This is a genomic window from Paraburkholderia sp. Tr-20389 (genome assembly GCF_017104565.1).
In the GTDB taxonomy this organism is placed as follows: domain Bacteria; phylum Pseudomonadota; class Gammaproteobacteria; order Burkholderiales; family Burkholderiaceae; genus Paraburkholderia.
Genome location: NZ_JAAGPD010000009.1, coordinates 251,789 through 267,639 on the forward strand (window position 1 = coordinate 251,789; position 15,851 = coordinate 267,639).

A 15,851-nucleotide genomic window follows, 5' to 3' on the forward strand; every position below is an offset into this window, starting at 1 on the left:
TCGCATGAGAAAACGAATCGGCGGCGAGGCGATCAAGACCATCGTCGTCCTGGCTGCGACCAGCGCCTTGCTGTCAGGGTGCATGGGTTTCCTGAAGCCACAGGAGAAGCGCGCAGACGCGCAAATGGTGCCGACGCTGGGCAACCAGGCGCGCGGCATGGTCACGTTCATCGAACGTGCGGACGGTGTTCAGGTCACCTACAACCTCACGGGCCTGCCGCCGAACAGCGATCACGCGCTGCAGGTTCACGAGCGCGGCGATTGCAATTCCGCCGATGGTTCGGGCGCGGGCGCCGTGTTCGCACCGGCTGCCGAACGCATGAAGTCGGGCGCGCGCGTCGAAGGCGATCTTGGCAATATTCACGCTGATGCAGCGGGCGTGGCAGCGGGTTTCATCGTCGCGCCGGACGTGTCGCTCGACGGCGTGCGCTCCGTGTTGCAGCGCGCCGTGCTGTTGCATCGCGAACCTTCCGATCCCTATGCCTATCCGCAACATGGCGCCGGCTCTGCGCTCGCGTGCGGGCTGATCCGTCAGTAAGACCGTTCCCTCACGAGCTGAGGGTTTTCCGGTCGCGAATCCCGTCTGCCAATCGTTTGCGTGCCGCGCAAACGCCTGTTTATCCCTGTGTTTCCGCTTCGGTTTCCGCGCTCATTCGCTTTGCATCGTCGAGCGATACTGCACCGTGTTCGCCGCTCATGCGGTGCGTGCGCGAACGCGATTCGAGCCGCATCGGGCACGGCCGCCGTGTTCGCGTAAAATAAGCGCCTTTCGTCCGGCGGCATGCGTTGCGAAAGCAGCGCGCAAGCGTCAGCCGGCCCGATTTCACCTCCCGTCAGCAGCGTTCACCTATGAGCATCAAATCCGACAAGTGGATCCGGCGCATGGCCGAAGAGCACAACATGATCGAGCCGTTCGCGCCGAATCAGGTGCGCGCGACGGAAGACGGTCGCAAGATCGTCAGCTACGGCACCTCGAGCTACGGCTACGACATCCGCTGTGCCGACGAATTCAAGATCTTCACGAACATCAACTCGACCATCGTCGATCCGAAGAACTTTGACGAGAAATCGTTTGTCGATTTCAAGGGCGACGTCTGCATCATTCCGCCGAATTCGTTCGCGCTCGCGCGCACGGTCGAATATTTCCGCATTCCGCGCAGCGTGCTGACGGTGTGCCTGGGCAAGTCGACGTATGCGCGCTGCGGCATCATCGTCAACGTGACGCCGTTCGAGCCTGAATGGGAAGGGCACGTTACGCTCGAATTCTCAAATACGACACCTTTGCCTGCGAAAATCTACGCGAACGAAGGCGTCGCGCAGGTGCTGTTCTTCGAAAGCGACGAGATCTGCGACGTGTCGTACGCGGATCGCGGCGGCAAGTACCAGGGCCAGCACGGCGTGACGTTACCGAAGACGTAACGCAAAACGCGCATTGAATCACCAGCTATCCGGGTGACCGCTGCGCATCATCGAGCAGCGGTCGTTCTTTTTGGAGAATCGTCCATGAAGTTTCGTTTTCCCGTCGTCATCATCGACGAAGATTTCCGCTCCGAGAACATCTCGGGTTCAGGCATCCGTGCGCTTGCCGAGGCCATTGAAAAAGAAGGCGCGGAAGTGCTGGGTCTCACGAGCTATGGCGATCTGACGTCGTTCGCGCAGCAGTCGAGCCGCGCGTCGTGCTTCATCCTGTCGATCGACGACGACGAACTGCTGCCTTACGTCGAGAACAACGACGGCGAGGCACCCGACATCGCGCCCGCGATCGTCGACCTGCGTGCGTTCGTCGAAGCAGTGCGCAAGCGCAACGCGGACATCCCGATCTTCCTGTACGGCGAAACGCGCACCTCGCGTCACCTGCCGAACGACATCCTGCGCGAACTGCACGGCTTCATCCACATGTTCGAGGACACGCCGGAATTCGTCGCGCGGCACATCATCCGCGAGGCGAAGGTGTATCTGGATTCGCTCGCGCCGCCGTTCTTCAAGGAACTGGTGCAGTACGCGGACGAAGGCTCGTACTCGTGGCACTGCCCCGGTCACTCGGGCGGCGTCGCGTTCCTGAAGAATCCGCTCGGCCAGATGTTCCACCAGTTCTTCGGCGAGAACATGCTGCGCGCGGACGTCTGCAATGCCGTCGACGAACTCGGCCAGTTGCTCGACCATACGGGTCCGGTCGCGGCATCCGAGCGCAACGCCGCGCGCATCTTCAGCGCGGACCATCTGTTCTTCGTGACGAACGGCACGTCCACGTCCAACAAGATCGTCTGGCACGCAACGGTCGCGCCGGGCGACATCGTGCTGGTGGACCGCAACTGCCACAAGTCGATCCTGCACGCGATCACGATGACGCATGCGATCCCCGTGTTCCTCACGCCGACGCGCAATCACTTCGGCATCATCGGACCGATCCCGCGCGACGAGTTCAAGCCGGAAAACATCCGCAAGAAGATCGAGGCGAATCCGTTCGCGCGCGAAGCGCTCGCGAAGAACCCGAACCTCAAGCCGCGCATTCTGACGATCACGCAAAGCACGTATGACGGCGTGATCTACAACGTCGAGATGATCAAGGATCTGCTCGGCGATCTGCTCGACACGCTGCATTTCGACGAAGCGTGGCTGCCGCACGCCGAATTCCACGAGTTCTATCAGGACATGCACGCGATCGGCGCGGGCCGTCCGCGCACGGGCGCGCTGGTGTTCGCGACGCACTCCACGCACAAGCTGCTCGCGGGCATTTCGCAGGCTTCGCAGATCGTCGTGCAGGACAGCGAGAACAGCACGTTCGACCGCCATCGCTTCAACGAGGCGTATCTGATGCACACGTCGACGAGCCCGCAGTACGCGATCATCGCGTCGTGCGACGTGGCCGCCGCGATGATGGAGCCGCCGGGCGGCACGGCGCTGGTCGAAGAATCGATCGCCGAGGCACTCGATTTCCGCCGCGCGATGCGCAAGGTCGACGCCGAATACGGCGACGACTGGTTCTTCAAGGTCTGGGGCCCGGAAGAGCTGGCGGAAGAGGGCATCGGCTCGCGCGACGACTGGATGCTGCGTCCGAACGACCGCTGGCACGGCTTCGGCCCGTTGGCCGACGGCTTCAACATGCTCGACCCGATCAAGGCGACGATCATCACGCCGGGCCTCGATGTCGACGGCGAATTCGGCGAGACGGGCATTCCCGCCGCGATCGTCACGAAGTATCTGGCCGAGCACGGCATCATCGTCGAGAAGACGGGTCTGTACTCGTTCTTCATCATGTTCACGATCGGCATCACGAAGGGCCGCTGGAACTCGATGGTCACGGAACTCCAGCAGTTCAAGGACGACTACGACAACAATCAGCCGCTGTGGCGCGTGCTGCCCGAGTTCGTTGCGCAGCATCCGGCGTACGAGCGCATCGGCTTGCGCGATCTGTGCGAGCAGATCCACAGCGTCTATCGTGCGAACGACATCGCGCGTCTGACGACGGAGATGTACCTGTCGAGCATGGAACCGGCGATGAAGCCGTCCGACGCATTCGCAAAGCTCGCGCACCGCGAGATCGACCGCGTACCCATCGACGAACTGGAAGGCCGCGTCACGTCGATCCTGTTGACGCCGTATCCGCCGGGCATTCCGCTGCTGATTCCGGGCGAGCGCTTCAACAAGACCATCGTCAGCTATCTGCGTTTCGCGCGCGAGTTCAACGAGCGCTTCCCGGGCTTCCACACGGATATCCACGGGCTGGTCGGCGAAACGATCAACGGACGCATCGAGTATTTCGTCGATTGCGTGCGCGATTCGTGATGCTGACGGCATTGCGCTTGCGGCTCGCGCACCGCGCCCGTGAGGGTGCGGCGATGCTGTGCGCGGTCGCTTCGTCAGTCGCGATGACGGCAGCGCTGCTGGGCGCGCCCGTCGCGGCGCACGCCGAAGTCGCCGCCGCCGATCCCATCGACGCGTCGATGCGCACGTGTCTCGCGCGCGCGGACATGTCGTCGACGGTCGGCCAGGTGCAGTGCATGGATACGGCGCGGCTTGCGTGGCAGGCGTCGATGGATCAATCGTTCCAGCAGATGCAGTCGCAGCTGCCCGACGCATCGCGCAAGAAGTGGGACGAGAGCCAGAAGCGCTGGAAGGCCTGGCGCGAAGCCGACGGCAAGCTGCTTGCCGCCGTACTCGCGACGACGCACGGCACGTCGTATCAACTGTCGGGCGCCGACATGCAGCTGCAGCCCGTGCGCGACCGCGCGCTCGCGCTGCGTGCCGTGGCGGCGCAGGCGGGCAAACCCGACCCGAAGACGCGCCCGCGCGCCTGTTCGTTCGACGCGCAGTGCGAGCACGCGGCGTTCGACCTGAACCGCTATTACCGCCGCCTGCACGCGAAGCTGCCGGCGCACTCGCGCCCCGTGCTCTCGCGCGCTGAACGCTCGTGGACTGCCTACCGCGACGCGACCGTTCCGCTGATGGACGCGCGCTCGCAGGTCGATATCGTCGGTGCGCGCGTCGCGCAACTCAAGCGTATGGGCGATACAGCCGGCAACGACTGAGCCGCGCATCTCCTCATCCCGAAAGTAGCAACACGGCCGCACGGCCACTTTCATGCGCGCGGCATAAACTGCCGCGTTGCATGAGGATTTCTTAAAGTCGCGCCAATACCTGCCGATATCTTACATTCCGTTACCCGGAATGCCGGATGGAAGCGCGGGCTGCAGTACACCCGATTCAAAAGGCCTCCGGGACATGGGCCAATCTTTGAACGGGAAAATAATCTTGAGAGTAAAAACACCTTCCGTACTGCTCGTCGCTGCGCTCGTTGCAGCGGGACTGAGCGGATGCGCGACGGAGACGTCGCACGCATTGCCGACGCCTGAAGTCAGCAGCGCACATGTACCGTATGCCGGCAAGCTCGTCCCTGTCGCCGTCGGCAAGTTCGACAACCGTTCGAGCTATATGCGCGGCATCTTCTCCGACGGCATCGACCGCGTCGGCAGCCAGGCCAAGACCATTCTCGTCACCACGTTGCAGCAGAGCCGCCGTTTCTCCGTGCTCGAACGCGACAACCTCGGCGAGATCAAGCAGGAAGCCGCAATCGCCAACAAGACGCAAAAGCTCAAGGGCGCGAACTACGTGATCACGGGTGACGTGACCGAGTTCGGCCGCAAGGAAGTCGGCGATCAGCAACTGTTCGGCATTCTGGGCCGCGGCAAGAGTCAGGTCGCGTACGCGAAGGTCAGCCTGAATATCGTCGATACGACGACCTCGGAAGTGATCGCGTCGAGCCAGGGCGCGGGCGAATACAGCCTGTCGAACCGCGAGATCATCGGCTTCGGCGGCACGGCTTCGTACGACTCCACGCTCAACGGCAAGGTGCTCGACCTCGCCATCAAGGAAGCCGTCAACCATCTCGTCGAGCAGGTCGACGCAGGCGCGTTGCAGGCCGCGAACTAACAACAACACTTCGAAACCACAAGACCATGTCGAACATCAAGAACAGGCTGACGGGCCTCGCGCTGCCCGTCGCGGCAGCGTGCGCGCTGCTGTCGGGGTGCGCGAACACGAAGACGGCTTCGCTGTATCAATGGGACGGCTATCAGCCGCAGGTCTACGAATACTTCAAGGGGCAAAAGAGTCCGCTCGAGCAGATCGACGCGCTCGAAAAGGCGCGCCAGCAGATGCTCGCGAAGAACGCCTCGGCGCCGCCGGGATTCCATGCGCATCTCGGGATGCTGTACGCGAGCGTCGGCAAGGATCAGGAAGCCAAACAGGAACTGCTCGCCGAGAAGCAGTCGTTTCCTGAATCGTCGACTTACATGGACTTTCTGCTGAGCAAATTCCAATGACTATCTCCCGCTTCCTCTCATTGAAACTGATCGCCGCGCTGGCCGTGCTGGTGTCGTTGACGGCGTGCGTTGCGCATGCGCCGCGTCAGGCCGACTACACCGCCTTTCGCAACAGCAAGCCGAAGACGATTCTCGTGCTGCCGCCCGTCAACGAGACGGCGGATGTGAACGCGACCTACGGCATGCTGTCGCAAATGACGATGCCGCTCGCCGAAGGCGGCTATTACGTGGTGCCCGTCGTCGAGATGGAAGAGACCTTCCGTCACAACGGCCTGACCACGCCGACGGACATCCAGAACGTCGCGCCCGACAAGCTGCGCAGCATTTTCGGCGCGGACGCCGCCGTGTATACGCGGATCACGCAGTACGGTTCGAAGTACATGATCGTCGACAGCACGACGGTGGTGTCGGCGAGCGCGAAGCTCGTCGACCTGCGTTCGGGCGATACGCTGTGGCAAGGTTCGTCGAGTGCGACGGGCAAGGAGCTGGGCGGCAACGTCAACGTCGGCGGCGGGCTGATCGGCGCGCTCGTGCAGGCCGCCGTGAAGCAGGTCGCGCACACGCTGACCGACGAGTCGCACGATGTGGCCGGGCTGACGAGCCGCAAGCTGCTGTCGAGCGGCGGCCCGAACGGCCTGATGTACGGTCCGCGCTCGCCGAAGTTCGGCACGGACTGATGCCTTCGCGACGCGTGCGCCGGGTCGGCCGGCGGCGCGCGCGTCGTGCTCGCATCAGGTGAGCAGATAGCCGTCTTTCAGTTCTACCTTTTTCAGTTGCGGCTGCGCGAGCAGATCGCGCGCCGCATCTTCGATGAACGCGGACAGCGCATCGAGCGCGAGATCGTTGTCGTCGGTGCCGAACGGCTCTTCGATCTGTGACGCGATCGCGTCGAGCGCCATGAACGTGTAGGCGACGAACACCGAGAACAGCGGCGCAAACGCGCCGACACTTTCCACCAGCCCGAACGGCAGCGCCGCGCAGAAGAAGTACACGGTGCGGTGGATCATCACCGAATACGCGAACGGCAGCGGCGTCGACAGGATCCGCTCGCAACCGCCCACCACATCCGACATCCCGTTCAGATTGCGGTCGATGGCCTGCACGGTCCATGCATCGAGCTTGCCGTCGCGTGCATGGCGCTGCACCCATTCGCCGAGCCACAGCATGATGGTTGCGGGCCGATAGCGCGACGCCATCACACGCTCGAAGAGCGCCGGGTCGAGCCGTGTCGACAGATCATGCGACGGATCCGTGCCGCGCAACTGATGCCGCAGCGCATGCGCGAACGCGCCCAGTGCGTACACGAAAGCTTGCGTATCGGCGGCGGCGATGTGGCCCATCGGCATCGTCAGCACCTGACGCGTGAGCGAGCGCGTTTCGTTGAGCAGCCGTCCCCACAGTTTGCGTGCTTCCCAGTAGCGGTCGTAGCTCGCGCTGTTGCGAAAGCCGAGAAAGATCGCGAGCGCAATGCCGATCAGCGAGAACGGCGTGGTGCTGACGTTGACCGTAATCTTGAGGATGTGATCGTGCACGCCGAGTGCGACCAGCGAGATCAGCAGAATGAGGCAGAGGCGCGGCAGCAGCTCGGGCAGCACGGAGCCGCGCCAGGCGAGCAGCATGCGGAACCAGTGGAGTTGTGGGCGGATGATCATGAGCGTGAATGGTCAAAACGGATGGTTGCCTCGATAGTAGCCGACGTGCTGCGACAAACGGTGGAGGGCAGGGCGGCCGATCGTCGCTGCGCGTTCGCGGCGCAGACAAAAAAGGCGGACCCTCGCAAAAGAGTCCGCCTTTCAGCCTGGGCAGGAAAACGCTTTAGCCGAGCGCAGCCCGTGCAGCAGCGATGGCAGCGCGCACCTGATCCGGCGCGGTGCCGCCCGGATGATTCCGGCTCGCAACCGATCCTTCGAGCGTCAGATAGCCGAACACGTCGTCGCCCAGCAGCGTGGCGACGTTCGGCAGTTCGGCCTTCATTTCGTCGAGCGTCAGATCGGCGAGATCGCAGCCGCGATCGTCGCAAACCTTCACCGCATGCGCGACGGCTTCGTGCGCGTCGCGGAACGGCAGGCCGCGCTTGACGAGGTAGTCGGCGAGATCAGTTGCGGTCGAGAAGCCTTGCAGCGCAGCCGCGCGCATCGCTTGCGGCTTGACCGTGATGCCCGCGACCATTTCAGCGAAGATGCGCAGCGTATCGGCGACGGTGTCGACGGTATCGAACAGCGGTTCCTTGTCTTCCTGATTGTCCTTGTTGTACGCGAGCGGCTGGCCTTTCATCAGCGTGAGCAGCGCCATCAGGTGGCCGTTCACACGGCCCGTCTTGCCGCGCGCGAGTTCGGGCACGTCGGGGTTCTTCTTCTGCGGCATGATCGACGAGCCGGTGCAGAAGCGATCGGCGATATCGATGAAGCCGACGCGCGGGCTCATCCACAGCACGAGTTCTTCCGAGAAGCGCGACACGTGCGTCATCACGAGTGCCGAAGCGGCGGTGAATTCGATCGCGAAGTCGCGGTCGGACACGGCGTCGAGCGAGTTCGCGCAGATGCCGTCGAAGCCGAGCGTCTTCGCGACGGCGTGACGGTCGATCGGGTAGCTGGTGCCCGCGAGCGCCGCTGCGCCGAGGGGCAGGCGGTTCACGCGCTTGCGGGTGTCGAGCATGCGTTCGGCGTCGCGCGAGAACATTTCGACGTAGGCGAGCAGGTGATGGCCGAACGTCACGGGCTGCGCGACCTGCAGGTGCGTGAAGCCCGGCATGATCGTGTCCGCGTTCTTTTCCGCGAGGTCGAGCAGCGCGCCGCGCAGATCCTTCAGCAAATCGCCGATGCGGTCGATCTCGCCGCGCAGCCACAGGCGGATGTCCGTCGCGACCTGGTCGTTGCGCGAGCGGCCCGTGTGCAGGCGCTTGCCCGCGTCGCCGATCAGGGCGGTGAGGCGCGCTTCGATGTTCAGGTGCACGTCTTCGAGATCGAGCTGCCACTCGAACTCGCCGCGCTCGATTTCACCCTTGATCTGCGCCATGCCGCGCTGGATCGCGGCGAGGTCGTCGGCGCTGATGATCTTTTGCGCGGCCAGCATCGACGCGTGCGCGAGCGAGCCTTCGATGTCGACGAACGCGAGACGCTTGTCGAAGAAAACCGACGACGTGTAGCGCTTGACGAGTTCCGACATCGGCTCGGAGAAGCGAGCCGACCAGGCTTCGCCTTTTTTATGCAGTTGGGACGTCATGGTGATGGGCAGTGTGCGAGGTGAAGACGCGGACGGCGCGGCACGGGTGCCTGGTGCTGCGCCGCCTTGAAGGAGACAACGATTTTAACACCCGCGGCGCGGGTGGCTTTCCGTCGACGCGCGCGATCATTCGCGCACGAGCACGACGAGCTTCAGGTCTTCGCGGTGCGCGGGCTTGAAGGTGATCTGGTGATAGACGACGTGGCCGTCGCGCGGGTGGTCGAACTGGCGCTGGCCGCCTTCGCGCTCGTTGACGTCCTGCGACGCCCAGAAGCGCGCGAATTCGTCGCTGGCGGCGGAGAGCGAGTCGATCAGCGAGCGTGTGGGCGCGTCGTTCTGATGGCGGATCGAATCCGCGCGATATTCGGCGGCGAGGCGCCGCGCGCGGATTTCCCAGTCGACGATCAGACGGCGCGCTTCCGGCGACAGGAACGTGTAGCGCAGCAGATTGCGGTCGTGGTCGCCGTCGAGCCAGCCGACGAACAGGTCCGACGCCGGCGGGTTCCACGCGAGCGCGGTGAACTGCCGGTCGAGCACGTATGCAGGCGCGTTCACGAGCTGGACGGTCTTGAGCAGCATCGCGGGGGCATCGGTGGCGGCGGGGTCGGGCTCGGCGGGATCGCGCTGCGCGGCCAGCTCGAACAGATACGCACGTTCGGCGCGCGAGAGCTGCAGCGCGACGGCGATGCGCGCGAGGGCCTCGGCGGAAGCGGACACGGGGCGCCCCTGTTCGATCCACGTGTACCAGGTCGGGCTCACGCCGCACAGCTGCGCGACTTCCTCGCGGCGCAGACCAGGTGTGCGGCGGCGCGGGCCGGGCGGCAGCCCGACGGCTTGCGGCGACAGACGCTCGCGATGTGCACGGATGAATTCGCCGAGCGCACGGGCGGGCGACGCGTCGAGCGGCGGGGTGGAATCTTCGGGAGGCAGCGTGGTCATGATGCGGGACGACGGTTGGCGGGTAATCGTGATACCAGAATAATTGCTTGACTTGTACCGGTACAGAGCGGGCTCTATTGTAGCGACAGGAACGGCGCGTGCGAACAGGCGGGCCGCTTCGGGAATTCGACCTCACCTCACAAACGACCCAGAAAGGGCGGGAGCACACGATGAAGCATCACGATCAGGTAGCCGATGCATTCGGCTCGACGGCGGCCGCGTACTTGACGAGCCAGGTACACGCAACGGGGGCGGATTTGCAGACGCTGGCGGCGTCGGTGGCCGCGACGCCGGGCGCGGCGGTGCTCGACATGGGTTGCGGCGCGGGGCACGCCAGTTTTGCCGTGGCGCCGCATGCGGGGTCGGTCGTCGCATATGACATTGCGCAGCAGATGCTCGAGACGGTTGCCGGCGCCGCCGTGGAGCGCGGCTTTTCGAATATCCGTACGCAGCAGGGCGCGGCCGAGAAATTGCCGTTCGCGGATGCGTCGTTCGACTGGGTGATCAGCCGGATGAGTGCGCATCACTGGCACGACGTGCCGCTCGCGCTCGCCGAAGTGCGGCGCGTGTTGAAGCCGGGTGGGCGCGTGCTGTTCATCGACATTGCCGGGAGCGATCATCCGTTGCTCGATACGCATTTGCAGGCGGTCGAGGTTCTGCGCGATGGCTCGCATATTCGCGATTATCGCGGGGATGAGTGGATTTCATTTTTTGCTGCCGCAGGCTTTGAGGCTGTTGTGCGCGAGCGCTGGAGACTGGAGATCGAGTTCGCCTCGTGGGTGGCGCGGATGAAGACACCCGAGGCTCGTGTTGCTGCTATCCGGTCTTTATGGGCTTTTGCCCCGGATGAGGTTCGGGAGTATTTCGATGTCTTGCCGGATGGGTCTTTCAAGCTCGATGCTTTGATGATCGAGGCTTCGTGATCGGTTTTTGCCTGCGGCAGCGCCGTTTTTTTCTTTGCTGGCATCCGCGGTTTGCTTCTGGTTTGCTAGTGTTGCCCCTGTGCGGGGCGGCACTTACTTTCTTTGCCGCCGCAAAGAAAGTAAGCAAAGAAAGCGGGCTCACACCGCCAGTGCTTGTTCTTGCCTGCGGGCCCCCAACAGTTCTTACGCTCCACGCGGCATCGCGCTATTTCATGCGCGTTGCCAGCGTGCTCACTCACGCCTCACCCACTTCGCACCCCCGCGCCACGGGCCGCGTTACCAGGCGTTCGCGGCCGCCCAGGTGGCAAACTGTGTGTAGGCCGTCGCGATCGAAGTGCACCACTCCGGACTGAAAAGCGGGATCGGTGTCGTAGGATCGCGAACGCATGCGGTGCGACGACCGACACACAGTTTGCCACCTGGGCGGCGGTAGACTTTCCGGTAACGCGGAGCGTGACGCCGGAGTGGGAAGTGGGTGAGGCGTGCAGTTCGCACGCTGGCAACGCGCATGAAATAGCGCGATGCCGTGTGGAGTGCGGGACCCGTTGGGGGCCCGCAGGCAGGGACACGGGCTGGCGGTGTGAGCCCGCTTTCTTTGCTTACTTTCTTTGCGGCGGCAAAGAAAGTAAGTGCCGCCCCGCACAGGGGCAACGCCAGCAAACCCGAAGCAAAACGCGGATGCCACCGAGCGTGCAAAAGCAAAACGCGGGATGCCAGGCGAGAGTGCAAAAACAAAACGGGCGGCAAGCCCAAAACAACAGCAAGCCGCCCGCAGGGCAAAAAATCAACCGGTATTCCTTAACCCAGCCGCAATCCCATTGATCGTCAAATGAATCCCGCGCCGCACGCGCACATTCGTATCCCCACCGCGATGGCGCTTCAACAACTCCACCTGCAGGTGATTCAATGGATCGAGATAAGGAAAGCGATTCTTGATCGACCGCGCCAGCAACGGATTATCGGAAAGACGTTCTTTCTGCCCGGTAATCTCGGACAGCACATTCGACGTGCGCTCCCACTCGGCCACGATCCGTTCGAACACGTGCTTGCGCAGCTTCTTGTCAGTCACGAGCGCGGCATAGCGCGACGCCACCGCGAGGTCGGTCTTCGCCAGCACCATGTCCATGTTCGACAGCAGATTCGAGAAGAACGGCCACACCTTGTGCATCTTGCGCAACTGGTTCAAACGGCGTTCACGCTCGGTATTCGTATCCGCCGCATCGAGCCAGCCGGCGACCGCGCTGCCGAAGCCATACCAGCCCGTCAGCAGCAGACGGCATTGTCCCCATGAGAAGCCCCAAGGAATCGCGCGCAAATCCTCGATCTTGCGTTGCTTCGGATCCTGCAGCTTGCGCGAAGCGGGACGGCTGCCGATGTTCAGCTCGGCAATCTCCGCAATCGGCGTCGACGAGAAGAAGTAGTCGGTGAAGCCAGGCGTCTCGTAGACGAGCGCACGGTACGACGCCATCGCCGCGTCGGACAACACCTGCATCGTTTCTTCGAACTCCGGAAGCTGCGATTTGGGCGCGCTGCCGTGCGGCAGCAGCGACGCTTCGAGCGTCGCGGCGACCACCGTCTCCAGATTGCGCCGGCCGATGTTCGGATTGCCGAACTTGCTCGCAATCACTTCGCCTTGCTCGGTCAGACGGATCTGACCGTCGACGGTGCCGGGAGGCTGCGACAGGATCGCCTGATAGGTCGGGCCGCCGCCGCGTCCGACCGTGCCGCCACGCCCGTGGAACAGGCGCATCGTGATGCCCCGCTCGTTGAAGAGCGAGACGAGCGCCAGTTCCGACCGATACAGCTCCCAGTTCGACGTCAGGAAGCCGCCGTCCTTGTTGCTGTCCGAATAGCCGAGCATCACTTCCTGCTCGTTGCCCTGATTCTCGATGATGGCATCGATGCCCGGCAGCGCGAGCAGATCGCGCATGATGTGCGACGCGTTGCGCAAATCGGGAATCGTCTCGAAGAGCGGGATCACCATCAGGCCAGCGCGCGCCGGATCGGCCGTGCTGCCGAGCGAGCCTTGCAGCAGGCCCGCTTCCTTTTGCAGCAGCATCACTTCAACGAGATCGCTGACCGTCTCCGTGTGCGAAATGATGTAGTTGCGGACCGCGCGCGCACCGAACTTCTCGCGCGTCACGCGCGCCTGTTCGAGCACGCCCAGCTCGCTCTTCACAAGGTTCGAATAGGCGACGTACGGCGAGCGCAACAGGCGCGGCTGCGCGAGTTCCGCCATCAGCACGCGCAGCTTCTCCGCTTCGGAGAGCGCCGCGTAATCGCTTTCGACGCCCGCGCGCTTCAGCAGCTCCGCGATCACGGCTTCATGAATGTCGGAGCTCTGGCGCAGATCGATGCTCGCGAGATGGAAGCCGAACACTTCGGCCGCGCGCGTCAGGGGCGACAGACGCGGCGTCGCGAGCGACGCGCCATGATGCTCGGCGAGCGAATCGATCAGCACGTGCAGGTCGCGCACGAACTCCGACGAATCTCCGTAGGGCACGGCGCGGATCGGCGGAATGCCGGGACCGGCGCTGCGCACGGGCACCACGCCTTCGCCGAGACGCACGCGCGCGCTCGCGGCAAGGCGCGTGTACATGCCGATCAGCGCGCGACGATACGGCTCGTCGGTGCGGTGCGGCGAGTGATCGGGCGACGCTTCGGCGAGCGCCTTCAACTCGTCGCTCGCGCCCGCCAGCAGATTCGACACCGACAGTTCGGCGCCGAGCTTGTGCACCTGCTCCAGATAATGTTCGAAGATCACCGCGGCCTGACGCGTGATCGCGTTTTCGAGTGTCTCGCCCGTTACGTTCGGATTGCCGTCGCGGTCGCCGCCGATCCAGCTGCCCATCTGGAAGAAGGGCGGCAGGCGCGCATCGAGGCCGTGCTCGACGAGCGCTTCTTCGATATCGGCGTAAAGCTGCGGAATTTCTTCGAGGAACGTGGCGCGGTAGTACGACAGCGCATTCTCGATTTCGTCGGCGACGGTCAGGCGCGAATCGCGCAGCATGCGCGTCTGCCATAGCGACGTCACGCGTGCGCGCAGCAGCGAGTCGTTCTGCAGATGCTCGCGCGCCGTCAATGGCTGGTCGCGTTCGGCGAGCAGGCGCGCGATGTCGTGCTGCGCGTCGAGAATGCTCTTGCGCTGCACTTCCGTCGGGTGCGCCGTCAGCACGGGGACGATCAGCGCGTCGTTGAAGAACTGCTGCAGCACGGGCGTGGCAGCCGCGTTCGCTTCGACCAGACGGTCGAGCGCGTGCGCAATCGTGCCCGGTTGCGACAGCGAGCCGGCCAGATCGTGAATCCGGTGCCGGCGGTTGCGATGGCGGTCTTCCGCGATGTTCGCCAGATGCGAGAAGTAGCTGAACGCGCGCACGACGCTCACCGTCTGTTCGGGCGAGAGCGCGCGCAGTTTTTTGTCGAGCGCCTGTGCCGCGACGCTGTCGTCCTCGCGACGAAAGCGCACAGCCGTCTGACGAATCGTTTCGACGACGTCGAACACTTCGTCGCCTTCCTGCTCGCGCACCACGTCGCCGAGCAGCCGCCCCAGATAGCGGATGTCTTCGAAGAGCGGCTGATCCTTGTCCTCGCGCGTGCGGCCGTCGTCCTTCACGACGGCCGCTGCTTTGGCTTTCGACGCTTTACCGCCCGCGTCCGCCTTGATCCGTTTCGAGGCGCCGTTGACGGGTGCCTTGGCTTTTATAGCCTTGGTCTTCGTGGATTTGCCGGTTTTGCCGGAGTCGAGGGCTTGCGTTGCTTTCAGGGCCTTCGCGGCCTTGGTGGCCTTGGCGGTGGAAGCAGCCGATGCGGGGGCGGCATCGGGCGAGGCAGTAGTGCGGCGGGCAGGGCGCGCCGATCCGGAAGACGTCACGATGTTTCCTCAGGAAAGCCAGGGTCTAAAGAATGGTGAACTGCAACTGCGGTTACTGCGGAGAACTGCGCTCAAAGCCTGTCTACGATGCGGCGCGCGCGGCGGAGGAAGGGCCGGTTGCGCGTGTTGTGCCGCATCAAATCATCGCGCATGCGGCGCATCGACGCGCGAACGACCGTGCTGGGGCTTCTGGCGGCCACGCAAGTCACGATCGATGCGGCTTCTGGACGGGCTCCGCCCACATGGAAGCGGCGGGCCTGTCTCCTCTGTCGAACTGCTTCGGCATGGCCGTGCGGCCAGCGAGAGGTTGCCGAAGCGCGTGCTAACATTGTTTGTTATCACATCCCGTCGTTCAATGACTCAAACAATGAATTCCGAGACGCTTGCGCCCACGCCGCCCGCCACGCTTGTGATCGCGTCGCGTGAGAGCCGGCTTGCAATGTGGCAGGCCGAGCACGTGCGGTGTGCGCTGCACAAATTATATCCATCTTGTGACGTAAAAATCCTCGGAATGACGACGCGCGGCGATCAGATTCTCGATCGCACGCTGTCGAAGGTCGGCGGCAAAGGGTTGTTCGTGAAGGAACTGGAGAATGCGCTCGCTGACGGCCGCGCCGATCTCGCCGTCCATTCATTGAAAGACGTGCCGATGGAACTGCCCGAGGGCTTCGCGCTGTCGACCATCATGGAGCGCGAAGATCCGCGCGATGCGTTTGTTTCGAACCAGTACGACTCGCTGGCCGCGCTGCCGCCCGGCAGCGTGGTCGGCACGTCGAGCCTGCGCCGCGAAGCGATGCTGCGCGCGCGTTATCCCGAACTCGTTGTGAAACCGTTGCGCGGCAATCTCGACACGCGGCTCGGCAAGCTCGATCGCGGCGACTACGCTGCCATCATTCTCGCCGCGGCGGGCCTCAAGCGTCTGGGCCTCGGCGACCGTATCCGTTCGCTGCTCGATCCCGCGGACAGCCTTCCGGCGGCGGGCCAGGGCGCGCTCGGCATCGAGATTCGCGCCGGCCGCGCCGACCTCGCAGCGTGGCTCGCGCCGCTGCATCACGAACACACGGCGGCCGCCGT

At 63.9% G+C, this 15,851-nt stretch carries 13 protein-coding genes; 9 read left to right on the top strand and 4 right to left on the bottom strand.

The window, feature by feature from the left end; genetic code table 11:
- Nucleotides 1–4: 4 nt before the first annotated feature.
- From G3N95_RS13795 to G3N95_RS13825, 7 genes are all read left to right on the top strand, one after another.
- Nucleotides 5–538, top strand: a complete 534-nt coding sequence (locus G3N95_RS13795) for a superoxide dismutase family protein (RefSeq protein ID WP_205970560.1) — start codon at nucleotides 5–7, stop codon at nucleotides 536–538.
- A 311-nt stretch (nucleotides 539–849) separates the two neighbouring features.
- Nucleotides 850–1,419, top strand: coding sequence for a dCTP deaminase (gene dcd, locus G3N95_RS13800; RefSeq protein WP_012401568.1), 570 nt, complete (start codon nucleotides 850–852; stop codon nucleotides 1,417–1,419).
- 84 nt (nucleotides 1,420–1,503) lie between these two features.
- Nucleotides 1,504–3,786, top strand: coding sequence for an arginine/lysine/ornithine decarboxylase (locus tag G3N95_RS13805; protein WP_205970562.1), 2,283 nt, complete (start codon nucleotides 1,504–1,506; stop codon nucleotides 3,784–3,786).
- Nucleotides 3,783–4,529 (top strand): lysozyme inhibitor LprI family protein, encoded by a 747-nt coding sequence (locus G3N95_RS13810; protein WP_346778373.1) that lies wholly within the window; start codon nucleotides 3,783–3,785, stop codon nucleotides 4,527–4,529. The genes G3N95_RS13805 and G3N95_RS13810 overlap by 4 nt, the downstream gene beginning before the upstream one ends.
- A gap of 223 nt (nucleotides 4,530–4,752) precedes the next feature.
- Nucleotides 4,753–5,430, top strand: coding sequence for a CsgG/HfaB family protein (locus G3N95_RS13815; protein WP_205970564.1), 678 nt, complete (start codon nucleotides 4,753–4,755; stop codon nucleotides 5,428–5,430).
- 26 nt (nucleotides 5,431–5,456) lie between these two features.
- Nucleotides 5,457–5,822: a DUF4810 domain-containing protein gene (locus G3N95_RS13820; protein ID WP_205970565.1), complete on the top strand. Its 366-nt coding sequence runs from the start codon at nucleotides 5,457–5,459 to the stop codon at nucleotides 5,820–5,822.
- 2 nt (nucleotides 5,823–5,824) lie between these two features.
- On the top strand, nucleotides 5,825–6,499 hold the full coding sequence (locus tag G3N95_RS13825) for a DUF799 domain-containing protein (RefSeq protein ID WP_205970590.1): 675 nt from the start codon (nucleotides 5,825–5,827) through the stop codon (nucleotides 6,497–6,499).
- Between the two features lie 54 nt (nucleotides 6,500–6,553).
- Here G3N95_RS13825 and G3N95_RS13830 read toward each other — a convergent pair whose 3' ends face one another.
- From G3N95_RS13830 to G3N95_RS13840, 3 genes are all read right to left on the bottom strand, one after another.
- A complete protein-coding gene (locus G3N95_RS13830; protein WP_205970566.1) occupies nucleotides 6,554–7,474 on the bottom strand; it encodes a bestrophin family ion channel in 921 nt (306 codons plus the stop codon).
- Between the two features lie 163 nt (nucleotides 7,475–7,637).
- Nucleotides 7,638–9,044, bottom strand: a complete 1,407-nt coding sequence (gene argH / locus G3N95_RS13835) for an argininosuccinate lyase (protein WP_205970567.1) — start codon at nucleotides 9,042–9,044, stop codon at nucleotides 7,638–7,640.
- A gap of 126 nt (nucleotides 9,045–9,170) precedes the next feature.
- Nucleotides 9,171–9,983 carry a helix-turn-helix transcriptional regulator gene (locus tag G3N95_RS13840; RefSeq protein WP_205970568.1) on the bottom strand — a complete coding sequence of 271 codons (813 nt, stop codon included), beginning with the start codon at nucleotides 9,981–9,983 and terminating at the stop codon, nucleotides 9,171–9,173.
- Between the two features lie 170 nt (nucleotides 9,984–10,153).
- Here G3N95_RS13840 and G3N95_RS13845 point away from each other — a divergent pair, with 170 nt between their 5' ends.
- Nucleotides 10,154–10,906: a class I SAM-dependent methyltransferase gene (locus tag G3N95_RS13845; protein ID WP_205970570.1), complete on the top strand. Its 753-nt coding sequence runs from the start codon at nucleotides 10,154–10,156 to the stop codon at nucleotides 10,904–10,906.
- Nucleotides 10,907–11,690: 784 nt separating this feature from the next.
- On the opposite strand, the gene ppc is transcribed toward G3N95_RS13845, so the two are convergent.
- The gene (gene ppc, locus G3N95_RS13850) at nucleotides 11,691–14,777 is read right to left on the bottom strand and encodes a phosphoenolpyruvate carboxylase (protein WP_205970572.1); all 3,087 of its coding nucleotides are present in this window, start codon (nucleotides 14,775–14,777) and stop codon (nucleotides 11,691–11,693) included.
- Nucleotides 14,778–15,144: 367 nt separating this feature from the next.
- Between ppc and hemC the strand changes: the two genes are divergently transcribed.
- Nucleotides 15,145–15,851: hydroxymethylbilane synthase (gene hemC, locus G3N95_RS13855; protein WP_205970573.1), on the top strand; the 707-nt coding region annotated here is incomplete at its 3' end.

What these genes read in the sequence shown, in the direction of transcription:
- argH (WP_205970567.1), bottom strand. Translation starts at nt 9,044, where the DNA reads ATGACGTCCCAACTGCATAAAAAAGGCGAAGCCTGGTCGGCTCGCTTC.
- G3N95_RS13820 (WP_205970565.1), top strand. Translation starts at nt 5,457, where the DNA reads ATGTCGAACATCAAGAACAGGCTGACGGGCCTCGCGCTGCCCGTCGCG.
- dcd (WP_012401568.1), top strand. Translation starts at nt 850, where the DNA reads ATGAGCATCAAATCCGACAAGTGGATCCGGCGCATGGCCGAAGAGCAC.
- G3N95_RS13840 (WP_205970568.1), bottom strand. Translation starts at nt 9,983, where the DNA reads ATGACCACGCTGCCTCCCGAAGATTCCACCCCGCCGCTCGACGCGTCG.
- G3N95_RS13805 (WP_205970562.1), top strand. Translation starts at nt 1,504, where the DNA reads ATGAAGTTTCGTTTTCCCGTCGTCATCATCGACGAAGATTTCCGCTCC.
- G3N95_RS13795 (WP_205970560.1), top strand. Translation starts at nt 5, where the DNA reads ATGAGAAAACGAATCGGCGGCGAGGCGATCAAGACCATCGTCGTCCTG.
- G3N95_RS13845 (WP_205970570.1), top strand. Translation starts at nt 10,154, where the DNA reads ATGAAGCATCACGATCAGGTAGCCGATGCATTCGGCTCGACGGCGGCC.
- G3N95_RS13830 (WP_205970566.1), bottom strand. Translation starts at nt 7,474, where the DNA reads ATGATCATCCGCCCACAACTCCACTGGTTCCGCATGCTGCTCGCCTGG.